This is a genomic window from Vibrio sp. ZOR0018 (assembly GCF_963865925.1).
In the GTDB taxonomy this organism is placed as follows: domain Bacteria; phylum Pseudomonadota; class Gammaproteobacteria; order Enterobacterales; family Vibrionaceae; genus Vibrio; species Vibrio anguillarum.
Window position 1 is genome coordinate 59,126 of the sequence record NZ_CAWMCN010000110.1, and the last position, 13,030, is coordinate 72,155.

The 13,030-nt window shown below is 34.3% G+C and carries 11 protein-coding genes; all 11 read right to left on the reverse strand.

Annotated elements, in window-relative coordinates; translation table 11 throughout:
* Positions 1-4: 4 nt before the first annotated feature.
* Complete coding sequence (locus AACR75_RS09540) at positions 5-772, reverse strand: hypothetical protein (protein WP_047689807.1); 768 nt, start codon at positions 770-772, stop codon at positions 5-7.
* 855 nt (positions 773-1,627) lie between these two features.
* Positions 1,628-1,795 carry a hypothetical protein gene (locus tag AACR75_RS09545; protein ID WP_156117110.1) on the reverse strand — a complete coding sequence of 56 codons (168 nt, stop codon included), beginning with the start codon at positions 1,793-1,795 and terminating at the stop codon, positions 1,628-1,630.
* A 118-nt stretch (positions 1,796-1,913) separates the two neighbouring features.
* On the reverse strand, positions 1,914-2,432 hold the full coding sequence (locus tag AACR75_RS09550) for a hypothetical protein (protein ID WP_047689810.1): 519 nt from the start codon (positions 2,430-2,432) through the stop codon (positions 1,914-1,916).
* 248 nt (positions 2,433-2,680) lie between these two features.
* Entirely contained in the window at positions 2,681-3,034 is a 354-nt protein-coding gene (locus AACR75_RS09555; RefSeq protein ID WP_047689812.1) for a hypothetical protein, read from the reverse strand.
* A 147-nt stretch (positions 3,035-3,181) separates the two neighbouring features.
* Positions 3,182-3,415, reverse strand: coding sequence for a hypothetical protein (locus tag AACR75_RS09560; protein ID WP_047689815.1), 234 nt, complete (start codon positions 3,413-3,415; stop codon positions 3,182-3,184).
* A 232-nt stretch (positions 3,416-3,647) separates the two neighbouring features.
* A complete protein-coding gene (locus tag AACR75_RS09565) occupies positions 3,648-4,736 on the reverse strand; it encodes a hypothetical protein (RefSeq protein ID WP_047689818.1) in 1,089 nt (362 codons plus the stop codon).
* 218 nt (positions 4,737-4,954) lie between these two features.
* Positions 4,955-5,380, reverse strand: coding sequence for a hypothetical protein (locus tag AACR75_RS09570; protein ID WP_047689821.1), 426 nt, complete (start codon positions 5,378-5,380; stop codon positions 4,955-4,957).
* A gap of 302 nt (positions 5,381-5,682) precedes the next feature.
* Positions 5,683-6,645, reverse strand: coding sequence for a hypothetical protein (locus tag AACR75_RS09575; RefSeq protein WP_156117111.1), 963 nt, complete (start codon positions 6,643-6,645; stop codon positions 5,683-5,685).
* A gap of 48 nt (positions 6,646-6,693) precedes the next feature.
* The gene (locus tag AACR75_RS09580; RefSeq protein ID WP_047689827.1) at positions 6,694-7,233 is read right to left on the reverse strand and encodes a hypothetical protein; all 540 of its coding nucleotides are present in this window, start codon (positions 7,231-7,233) and stop codon (positions 6,694-6,696) included.
* A gap of 110 nt (positions 7,234-7,343) precedes the next feature.
* The gene (locus AACR75_RS09585) at positions 7,344-9,458 is read right to left on the reverse strand and encodes a hypothetical protein (RefSeq protein ID WP_047689829.1); all 2,115 of its coding nucleotides are present in this window, start codon (positions 9,456-9,458) and stop codon (positions 7,344-7,346) included.
* A gap of 133 nt (positions 9,459-9,591) precedes the next feature.
* The gene (locus tag AACR75_RS09590; protein WP_047689832.1) at positions 9,592-12,780 is read right to left on the reverse strand and encodes a hypothetical protein; all 3,189 of its coding nucleotides are present in this window, start codon (positions 12,778-12,780) and stop codon (positions 9,592-9,594) included.
* Positions 12,781-13,030: the final 250 nt, after the last annotated feature.

Here is a 13,030-nt window from a genome sequence, read left to right on the forward strand (position 1 = left end):
AATTTTAAATTGCTATACCACGTTCTTTGAATATCGCGTCAAAGTCCACGTCTTCCCACGGCTCTTTTTTGCGTGAAAATGGCTTGTATTCAAATGATTTTGTTAATGATTTGAATGTTAGTTTGAACTTTCTGACAACGTGATAAGCAAGCTGTTCTAAGTAGCCTAATGCAGCTAATGTTTGAAACGCTGCTTTTATCTTTTGGATACGATTACAACGCTGTCTTTTAGAAACAGCTTTATCACTTTCTTTTTTGATTTTGTTTGACAGTTCAATGATGTCACCGCGATCAATTGTTTTGTTAAAATCAATCAAAATCGCATAGAACATCATATCTCTTGACTTCAATACTTCTTTTGTTGAAAGAAACTCTAAATTTACGTAGTAATGTTTTCTTGATTTAGCCATTTCTTCATGAAAACGCTCACTAATTTCAATATTGATAGTGTCGTTTGTGCCCCATTGAATATCTGAAATGTATGGATGTGAACGTAGTGCGTTCATCATATCTATCATCTCTGAGCTTCTTCTGTATCTGTCTCTGAACTTGGTAAATGCTTCTTGTGTAATGAAAAAAGTTTGGTCAGATTTGTTGAAATGTGTGTTTTGAAACAACTGATAACGCCCGATAATCCAGATCAGGGTAAGAATGTGTTTTGGTAATAAGTCTTGAAATAGCACATCGATAGTGCTGGCCTTGTGATTTAAAATTGCAGTGCTAAATGGCAGTGCAACAAGATTAGTTTTTTTGTTTTTGTTTAATTTACTCATAAAAATAGCTCCAAACTGGTTTATTTCGAAAAAACACTTTTTGAAGCTTAACCCCTTGACATTTTTTATATACAAGGTAAATTGTAATTAAGATTTTAAAAGTGTTAGCGTCACTTATTATTTTCGAAACGGCATCTCTATGATGCCTTTTTTTATTTCTGTAATATATGTGATACCATTTATTTATTTCTTGTCAAACAACGCCTTTCAGCTATTTTCTACATAAAATCAAATTATTCGCGCAGTAAAAAAGTTAATTATACAATTCAGATACTAAAATATTCTCACAAACATAATGTTTTTAAGCGTTCGCTTGAAATTGAAATTTATCTTTACTAAAACTTATCATCGAAAAAATAGATTAAAGATATAAATATCAATCGATTTTATTCATAAAAGAAATGCGTATTATAATATTTATTTCTTTTGGAAGTTTTCAAAACTAAAAACAAACTGATTTTGATTGTCAATACATGACAGTTTTGATCAAAAATATGTTCGTCGTGTCTAAGGTGAAACACACAAATATGCGATATATGTCTAAGGTGAAACACTTATACGACCAAGGGGAAACACACTAATTATAAACTCTTTTTAATATACTAAAAGATCTTTTATAAACTCTGTAATTCGCAAGCGAACTACAGGTAAGCTTTAAAAAGAATTAAAGATTCTTCTTTCTTTTTTATTTAGAAATTGGAGAACTGGAATTGTTGTTGAAAGGCTTTGCAGTGTCAGTTATTAAAATGCCAATTCTTTCAGAACTGGCTATGACTGGAAGGAATAGCAATTTAATTTTGTGCAATGGTTTGAGACAAGACAATAGATAGATTCTCGTATGTAGATGAATGAGAGTTACAGTGCGTAGCTTGTATTGATAGACACACTCGAACTAAGCTCTTTTAGTTCAATCATACTGATCTCACCAGATCTGAACTTTACAGCTAAGTCATAATCGATCAGGAAGATGTGTAAACTTCCTTGGATCTTTAAACGAATCGGTAGTATTGCTTTTATTGCCATAGTTTAATGCCCTTAGAAGCAAATTTGAGTGTTGTATATCCTACATACTACAAACATTAGCAAATCAGAGCGTCTTAGACGCAAATAAAGAAGGCTTTCGCCTTCTCATCTCTGGATGTTACTCTTTCGGTTTGATATGCATCACTATCGTTGCACGACCCTTCAACAAAACATCTAATCCCTTGTCAGTCTTCTTGATCTCAGCATCGAGCAAGTCATTCTCGTTCTTACCTATCTTGATCAGAACTGAATCGCCCTTCTCTTCAACCACTCTATAAAATTCTTTATCTCCCATTAGTGTTATCTCATCATCCGTGATCTTAAAGATGTTCTTATTCTCAGGAATATTTTGGTGTTTTGTGTAAGCAGACTGATCAATCACATACTCACCATGATACTCAAATCCACTTGCTCCAAACAGCGTATACAACATTAAGCACAGAACAACGCCCAAACCAGCTACAAACGCTTTTGCATTTACAGGCAATGCCTTTAGGTCATTAACCGTTTTAACACTCTTCACAGCGTTTACAGTCCCTTTCAACTCATCATTTGCCATTGAAGCAATTTGAGTAGCTTTATCTTTTGTTGTATCGACTTTCGATTCGTTCAGATTTAAATCATTTTTATCGTTCATAAATTTATCTCCATTGTTTAAATTATGCTCTTTTATATTCAATAACATATAAATAATTAAAAACAACAATCAGAGATTAAATAAATACAAACTACAAAAACAAGAAAAGCAAACCTTCGTTTGCTTCCTTGAACTTCAACTTATTAAGAAAATGAAATATGAACATGACAAATGTTCATACTTATAAGTTATATTAAATAAACATTATGTCAATCTTAAAACAATAAATTTATTTAATATCACTTTAATTAAAATTCTGAACTAACGTCTGTCGAACCTTCCGCAGCCCCTGTACCAAATATTGTATCAAGCATTGTAGTTGAAGTTGCACTTAAACCAAACAGCAACGCACCAGACGCTAAAAAGATAAGACCTTTGTTTAGTGGTACTTGTTGCGGATTCTCACCGTGTTTTTTAAGTTGCATACCGCCAGCAGCCATCATAGCAAGACCAACTAATGCAGCACCTATAACCAATAAGACTTGCAGTGCGGTAGCCGTTTCACCCCAACCTTGTGCTAATTCTCCTACGCCAGCCCCAAAGCTAATGGTTGTTGCTATTGCTGTTAAGATTACAGCAGAAAACTTTGATATAATATTCATAGTAAACATCTCCTTTTTAATTAGTTACTACAAATATTTTATTATCATATTTAATTCGATGTTCAAGAGAATTATATAAATTAATTTATTAACAACGTTAGAAAACAAAAAAGACACTCAACTGAGTGCCCTTAAAACCTTTCATTTTTATTTAATAATGAATGAATATTGTTGATTCTGTTTAATTGTAAATTCATGCATTCGATTCATTGTAGCTTTTCGTTTAGCAACAAGCTGTTTCATCGCTGCTCTTTCTTCTATTTTCCCTTCCGAAATAGTTTTAACTGAATAGAAGCATGTTGCAGCGACTGCGATAGCTGAGATGCTTAATGTAATAGATAATGCTGCGTTTCTTGTTGCTTTGCTTACTGACTTTCTCATAATAATAATTCCTTTTTGATAATTGATAATTGGCTTCTTGCCCTACTATCTATTTATCAAAGATTTAGTATAAGTCAATGTGCATAAAACAATTAAAATCAACGTATTAGAAAAATCACGCAATTCTAAACACTTTTAGAAAATAAAACGTTTAGGAACTTTTGCAAAACTTGCAATTTTTCCTAAAAATATAAAACACACGCAAAAAAAAAGATGGCGTTTGCCATCTTATTTATCTTAATCGATTTTTACTACGTCGAGATTGTTTAACAACTTCTACATTCTCTTGTTCTTGTTTTGAATTATTTTTGTTGATAAACGACTGCATTTGTTCTTCATTTATTTTGTCTTTGATAGATATAGCCAAATCATCTTTTCGATGCTTAATGTGCTCAGATAGAACGTCTATATCTACATACTCTTTTAACTCTTCTAAACCTTCACGTTTACCGATTTCTAAGAAGCTATCGACACGGTTTTGTTTAAGTTCGTGTAAAACAGATTGTGGATCTTCTGAGTGAATAACTAATTGGCTTACGCCTAAACGTGAGTACCCGTTCTCAATACATTCAGCAACTGTTCTCTGTGCATAGTCCAAACCACTTTGTTGCAGTTTTTCTTTAAATGCTTTTTGAGTCAGTTTCTCGAACTCTTGATCTTGTTCGTCAATTCTTAAAGCTTCAATTTTGTTAGTATCTGAATTTCTTACATAGTTTCGATAATCAACAACGACTAACTGCTTAGACTTATCTGACAACATAGCTTTTAAATCTGCATTCAGCATTTTTGTAGCTTGCTTTTGACGCTGTTTTTGTTGCTTTATTGCATCAGCTTCACTTTTCAGTTGCTCTTTTGTCTTGTATGAAAAACCGTTTGCAGCAAGCATTTTTGTAAAAGTATGACCTGCCTTTGTCGTGATCACATGCTTTTGACCTGAAATTTCTATCTTACAGCCTTGTTCCTTATGCTCTACTTTACGTTTGTTACGTCCAGTGCCGACCCACTCAATCCACTCAACTTCACAACCTGAAAGTTTAACGGGTTTGTTCTCTCTTTTTTTACGTCTTACTTCTTTATCAAATTCTAACACTTCTTGTGTCATCTCTTTTTCAATTTCAGACACATCATAAAACTTTACTTTATTATAATGTTTTGAAGTATGATGCCACTCCATATGTTCTGTTTCGAAAAAGTGTTTTAATGTATCAGTTGTAATACCTAAAATTTTTGCTGCTTTCGAAGCTGGAAATCTTCCTTCTTCTTCTGCATTTATAGCGTTGTTCGATCTTGAGTATCCATCATAACCATTTCCTCTATTCATATGCCCTCCAATTATCTATGCACAATTATATTTTATCATGAAAATATAAATAACAAAACTTCCTAATATCATATTAAATCACTTATCTTAAAACATTTTTTAAAACAACCAAATATTGTTTTAAAATACACATTATTATTTTTTGCAAAACTTGCAATTTTTCCTAAAACTTTAAAAAACACGACAAAAAAAAGATGGCAAATACCATCTTCTTTATTTTAACAATCTGCAATTAAAACATAACTCTTAGTTTGTGTTTCAAGCTTTTGCCATTCGATATTCATTGCGATCTCTATGTATGAAGCTTGTTCGTTAAGCTCATCTTCCAACTTGTCTAACTCTAAGCCACTTTCACCGCTCCAACGCCTTTTATCAATCGCTTTCAACGCTTCGAGAACCTTGTCTTCTTGCGATTCAAGCTCACTGATTCGCTTGCTTACTGTATAATCAGACTCTGTGTATGAACAAATGCCTATGTCCGTTGAACATTCATATGCTGTTCGCTGTGCTTCTTCTTTATCTGAACAATCAGCGACAAATGAAAAGCTGTGATTAGTGGTTAGTGATTCTACCCAAGATTTAAGTGAACCGTGTTTTGCGTTTAGTTCTGCTTCTGTGATTATTGCTTGGATTTCCGTTCTCATGTTTCTCTCCTTAATGATAATTGAAATTCTTTTTCTAATATCATTATATTAGAACTTTGATAATTCCAAAGAATCTCAGTATTAAAATATTCAGTTTGATTAGTTAAATTGAGAGAAGTGAGTTGAGTTTTTTAGATAATTAAAGGAATAATTGAGAAAAGAAGAAAATTGATTTTATACATTCACTTTGATAGTAAATTAAGAAAATCGATGAAATGACTATTGCAACGTACAAGTTTTAATAACTTCCAGAAATTAAAAAGCCACTCATTGAGTGGCTTTATTTAGCTTTAGATCTTGAATTATGAATCTAATGCTTCAATAGCATCAATCCCACCTTCGACTGTATGATCGTCAGAAATGGCAATTAACAGCTTTTCTTGTTCAGGTGATAGCTCAGATATTGCGCCTTTAAACACAAAATCTTCTGTCATTTCAATGCTGAACTTCTCTCTTGCTGTTTCAATGTCCAACGCTAATTCAACTTCGATGTTTGGGTTGATAGCTGTTGCATCATGCTCTTTCGAGCTTTTACGCTTTTTTGCGAAAAAAGCCTCGATCTCTTCAATGCGTGACTTGTATTTTGGATTCGTCTCAGCGTCTTTCAAGAATTGCTCAAAAGATTCGGGAGCAAGAAGCATGTACTGATCAGTGTAGCCTTTCTCTGCCATCTCAGCTTCGATTTCTTTTGTCGGACGAGCAAAAGGACGAGTAACTGTCTCACCACCGATCAAGAATTTGTATTTATTTCTTGGTTTAGCTTTACGTTTTGATTTTTCAGTAACTGGCATTTCAGAGTTCTGCTGTGCTTGTAGCATTTTCGCCACTTCATCATCAGAAGCTTCAATGCCTTTTTCAGACAGTTTTTCTTTCAGAAATGCCTTCATTTTTTCATTCATTTCATCAAAAGCTTCTTCTTTCGCACGAAGAATAGCTTCTTCACGCTCGATTTTTTCGTTTTCTTCAACAATGACAGTATCAACAACTTTCTTTACAGATTCCAAAACGTCAAGACCATGTTCAGACACAAACTTCTGAACGCTGCGTTTTGATTTCATGACACTTAGGGCAACATGTAATTTTTCAGTATCGGTGATTTGTGGTAGTTCAAATTCAGTAGTCATTAAGATAATCCTTTTGCAAATGTAAAACATTTTAATGCTCAGACAACAATCTAAATGATTGATAAACTTTTCGCAAGTTTTTATGTAAAAAACAAAACATTTAATACTTTTTGCGAGTTTTGCAATTTTTACGAAATCCATAAAATAAAAAAAGAAAGGTACTCACCTTTCTCTTCTTCTATAAAAATTTTAGTTTTCGCATTTGAACTCGTTTCTCGCATCGATTGAAGATTCGTCAATTGCATAACGCACAGGTGTTTCGAAATCATCACCTTGAACGAATTTGTTATACGGGACCCACACTACTTTTTTGTCAGTATACCCGCCTTCATATCGAGCTTTGAACATTTGGAACGTGTATTCGCCATTTCCGAGATCTGTTATCTCAAAAGCAAAGGCATTTTTACGATCAACATAGATTCCTAAGTTATTTTTTTCTTTTGTTGTCGTAAACGAATACTTATTTCCTTCTTTCACTACATCAAACATTTTGTATTGTTTTCTGTCGTTTAACTCTATATAGACGTTAGAGCCAAAAGAGAATTCAATCTTTGGCACTGTCATTCTATCTAACGTGTCAATTGAAGTAAAAGTTAAGCCATTCAGATCAGAAACACCGTGTTCTTCTATATCCATTTTCAGATCTTCACATTCAATGTAAGGATAATTTGCTGCGTTTGCAAAACTTGCTGCACTGACTATTGATAATAATATTGCTGTTCTTTTCATTTTTATTCTCCTGTAAAATGATTTATTCATAATTTTATATAACATACAAATTAATTATTACAAGAGAACAAACAAAAAACCTTTCTATATTCAGAAAGGTTTTAATTATTTTATCTTAAAAATCTACCTAAAACATTGTTGATGTCTTTAACACCTTTATTCACACCCTGCTCAGTCATTTCGATTGATGCGATAGCTCTTGTGAATCTAATCATTTTGGCTATAACGCTTGATGTCGCGTAGTAAGACGATAAGAAGATAAGGTTTATCAGTATCGTGTATCCTAATAAGAATAGGAACGGCTTCACTATCGATAATCCAAGACTATCTTTCTGCATAGTTTCAAGACCAAGAGCTGTTAGATTGTCATACCAGATCGCTGTAAAGAATGACGTTAGCATTAAAGAAATTGTTAGCGACATTATCATGACAGGTATCAGCTTCAAATCAAGAAATGATATGAAGAGCTGAGAAGGTTCATCTTTCTTGAAGATAAAAGCGTAAACCGCACCTATTAAACCCACTATCTTTAGGAACACTTGAACTAAAATTTGCACAATTTTAGAAAATACAACAATCGGGATAAACAAAAACGATATGACGATTGTGTAAAGCAAGCCGTTGCTTGTTGATCTCAGTTTTGTCCCCACTTTCATCATTGCCTTGTCGCCTAAATCTTTGCCACGGCTAAATATATAGTTCCCTGCTGTATACCCTGCTATCCACATCACCCCTATTGACTTGTAATTGTCTTGTATTGATTTAAGTGGTTGTGCGTCTATCTCAAATCCGTCCTTTGTATATCTACCAAACAACGTTTTTGGATCACGTAAAACTCGCAATATCTGCATACTCGTATCTTCGGCCATCGCGTCAGATGTGTATATTTTTCTTAGATTTTGATTCAATCTGTCATAGTAACCGTTCAGCGAAGATATGTTAGAACCCGACTGATACTCATCTTTTAGTTCGTTCCCAAATGTTTGATCAACAATGTAAGGATTCGAGTAGTTAATCTCACTCAGTAAAGCCGCTAATTCATTCTGCATTAAGTCTTCATCAATCCCCGAACTGACAAGCGCATTCGCAAGCTCAAAGGTGTTAAACAGTGCTATATCAGTCTCAACCCTTTTGTTTAAGTCTTTAGAGATTGCATCACTGACGTTCTTCATCATCGCACTGTTAATCGCAACCAGTGCTGAATCAATCTCAGCGTTTGTCATCTCTGTGCTTTTAAGAACAAAGCGATCACCGTTCCACTCTCTGCAATATGATTTTAGATCCGTTCTGCTCAGAGCATCGATGTTCAGATCTTCACACAACTCAGCATCGTAGTTTTTCGCTACTTCTATAAACTCAGGAGCGTACTGATTCACTAACGCGCCTATCGCGCTTGAAGAGCTTACACCATCGACAAAGCCGCAATCGTAATCTTTCGAGCTGATCACGCGACTACATTTTTTAACCGCATAGTTCAAAGGTGAACGTCCACCACGTTCCAAGAAGTTCATAGTCTTAGCTTCTGTTTCTTTATCACTCAGACATTGCATTTCTTTTGAGTTGTTAAATGATCTATCTGTTGGGTATTCGAAAAATGACATTTGATTCTGAACATATTTCAAAGAACAAAACTCAGAGTTCACGATTCCATAACCAAGCTTTTGAACCGCTTGCGCAGTTTCTTTAATGTTTGAATCAATCAATGGCTGTTTAGCGGTTTCAGATCTTGCTTGAACAACGTTGTTCATTGCTAAGAAATTTGTGATTTGATTGTCTGTATTTTCAAACAGCTTATTTGTTAAGAACGGTAATGTGCCTGTATTTGAGCCAATCGCAGTTATAAGAGCTAAAACTGCATAACCAATGACATTTGATGAAACGTCCATATTTTCGTCAAAGGCAAGCTTTCGCATCGTTTTGTATAACAGAAACAAACCAAAAATTGCTGCTGTAATGGTTGAAGCAACTTGAACCACTGGATAAATCAAACTCAAAATTGATTTATATAATGTTTTCTTTGTGGTTAAATTCTTATCACCTATTTCGTTTGACTCTGATATTTCATCAATACACTTACCGTTATCTTGAATTTGTGTCATTAAATCTCTATTATCAGAAACTGATATACAATCTGAAACTTTATATTCAAGCGTTTGATTTTCAGCAAATGTGACATTAAACGAAAATATAAAGAACAGCATTGCTAATAAATTAAATTTCTTCACATCTCTCTCCTTTTTAAGTTTATTATACTTTCGTTATATCATTCATTTAATATAATTCAATTTATATACATTTAATTTTTCACAAAAAGAAAAGACACCTTTTAAGATGTCTTTTAATTATTGGAATTTAAGATTATTTATTATCTTTATTTACAGAATGTCTTTCTTTTGTTGAAAGGATTTTTTTAGCACCGCTTTTCAAGTTTTCAGCGATTGGTTTTTGCTGATGTCCAAATGTGCTTGTTTTTGCATTTTGAACAGTTCGCGTAGCTCTATCATAAAGATTGAACATTGCAGCTTGATTAGCAAACGTAATTTCACCAGTGTCAGTGTTCATGTGGTTCGATGTTAGTCTGAATATTTCACGAGATGAACCTTCTACTTTTTTCAAACCTGCAAACAAACAGAACCAGATATATGCAAGATTAACAATTTGATGCACCAAACCTGTTAAAATCACTGAAAAAGGATTTGTGCTATTCGCGTTCATCGCACCGCTCACTAAATCATAGATCGCACCACTGATGACAGGCGTTGTTAAAGTGTAAAACAAGAAAAGTATCATCAAAGGGAAGAAGATAATTTGAAAACTTGCTTCACTCAACAGAGCTTTTGTTTTGTCAAAACCTTGTCTCTCATTTCCTAACGCTGCACCGATCAGCATTTGAATCCCTTCTACAGCCATCGTGTATAAAGTTAATGGTAGAAGAATCAGAAACGAACGATAAGTATAAACAAGAATCAGAATACCAACATATATACCAATGTTGCTCGCTAACGTGTTCGCTACAATCAACACAAGTGAAATGATAAACACTGTCATCGCTGCGTTACTAACTAAGTCTTTAACTCCGTTAACTATGTCACAGCCACCTTCTACGGCTTCTTCTGCTGCTTTCATAGCCTTACCACTACCAGATTTAAACTTACCCTTTGCAGACAACTTAGCAACGTTCTTAAATTTACAAATTGAACCTGCTAACTCAGCAACGACTACTGTACTGCCAGAAATGGTTGCTGACTTAATTGCTTTGTCCTTGTAAGAATATGACAATTGCGTTGGTGACATCTGACAGTGACCATTTGCATCTCTGATTTTGCAATCATCCATCGAGAAGATATCATTGATCATGTCGTTTAAACCAAAACGTTCAAGCAATGACTTGTCAGACACTACGTTGGGCGTTCTCGCAGAATAAGCGTTACTCAATAACATTGAAGCGTCATACTTCTTCAACTCGTTTTGCTTGTCGTACAACTCAATACCGTCTACATCGCTTATGTCTATACCCACGGCTGGATATGGATAGAACGTTTGTGGTTCGTTTGTGTTCCACGAATGCGTTGTGATTGTGTAAAGGTCCACTTCACTGTTCAAGACTTGATTCAAACCAGCTCGTTTATCAATTTGCTTATTCTTAAAATCTGTTACAGATTGGAAGGTTGGCTTAATGCTATTCAGCATTTCAACAATCAACTCTTCATCCATCGATTCAGCGTTAGCCATAGCCCACTTGTAGCCAGCGGTATCAATCGCGTTGAACAACGTCTGAACTGCAAGTTTGCGGTCAACAACTTCTCTATACAAATCGATTGTTCTATCAGGGTCGCCCACTGCTTTAATAGAGAAACGCTTGTCTTTGTTCTTCTCTATATCTACTGAACTGTAATTGAATTCAAATCCATCTAAATCAAAACCAGAAGCTATATTGGCACTATACCTATCGTTGTCCTTGCTCAAATCAAGTCTGTTAAACTCATCTGCGCGTTGCTGACGAAACATAAAGTCTTTACGATCACTTTTCTTCGCAGCATGGTATTCAAGATTCAAACGCGCTGTTTCTCTCATAAAACGTTCGAAAGCTTGAAAGCCCGTGATTTGCTCATATGTCGCGTCAATTTCACCGTGTTCATAACCGCCAAGGATAGCCATTTTATAAGCTTCGATAGTAAGGTTTGATAAGTTCAAACGTTCTTCAACACTAAATGAATCTTCAAACACCATCGCTTGTGAAAAGTCTTTTTCGAATTGTTCAACCAATCTCTGATAACTCTCAGTGCTCTTGATGTTTTTACGGTTTGGATCAGCTTGTTTAACTGCGGCTAATGCTTGCATTAGTGAACCATCATTGCGCATATTCATGTTAGAGCCAGCTTCTACTACTTTTGCAATGGTCTTTTCAGCATTACCAAGACTGATATCAAACAACCCCTTGGCATCTTCATACACAGAAGTCTCCTCCGACATGTCTTCTTTGTAGATTCCTTGGAAAAAGTTAGTCATCACGTTCGGGAAGTCTGACTTAATCGTTGTGTCAGCTATCTCGTAGCCAAAATTTAACCTATTACAATAGTTATTTTGTGTCTCGCCACCGTACTTGATTACAATTTCGTCTGGTATCTTGTTCACAAAGTTAAAGCCATTAGTGAAATTCCACTCTGACGATGTGTAAACGTCTGCTTTATAAGTCGAAAAACATTCATACGCATATTTAAAATATTCATCGGCTGATAAGTCTTGGTCACTGTTGTAGAACACACCATTATCTTCAAATTCGGTGCTTGTGCCGAACCATTTGTTCAACGCATTTCTTTCAAAGATTTCTCTTTCAAGAATAGATTTGTGTAAAGCATTTGACAGAACTTGATTGTTTTTGTCCTTAGCATCACTCACCAATGTTTCAAGATATCCATCCTTATAAACTGCCAATTCATCTTCGACATTGTGAAAATTTAAAGCTATTGCGTTATTGATTAGAGCTATATAAAGAAGCAACTTTGCTCTTACGAAGGACCAACTTAACAAAGCAATCAGCGTAGACCCAACTAAAATAAAGATGACAGGTCTTGGAACTCCTTTCTCTTCATTTTCACTCATATAGATAAATACTTGAATGATACAAATAAGAGCTACAATCATTGCGAAAAATCCAACGATTAAATCTAAGCCTATGCCCCAATCGAAAGTCTCTTCTCTGAACGTTACTCTTTGCTGATTTGGATCGTTACCGTAAGACTCGAACATTGAACTGTGTTCGTCATACTCATCTTTAGTTAGAAGCCAATTCCACGCAACCAATGTGTAGTCGTATTGTTCAAGATATGAATAACAAGGTGGTAAGTAATTCGCATTAGTTCTGTTACCACTGAGTCTTGAAAATTCTTTAGGCGATTCGCAGTCAATGCCTTCTTGCTTATCTGTAAATAAACTGCTAATTGCAAAGTCACTTTCTGCATAAACATTACTTGAAAATGTTAATACAGTTAGACATATTACAATTGCGACATTTATTTTTTCTGTAATTCCTTTTATAAATGACATTTAATTCTCCTTATTGTTTATATTAAATATTTAACATTTTATATAAATTAGTCAATTTAGAGCATTAGACACACACAAATATTACTTAAATTAAAGGAAATATAATTTACTAATTAATGAAATAAACACCGCAATTTATAAGCAATAAATTTAAGCATTATAATATATATTTTATTCTCTATTTTTTAGCCATTAATCAACACACAAAAGATAACTTTTTGTTCTTGATTTCAATTACAATTTTCGTCAT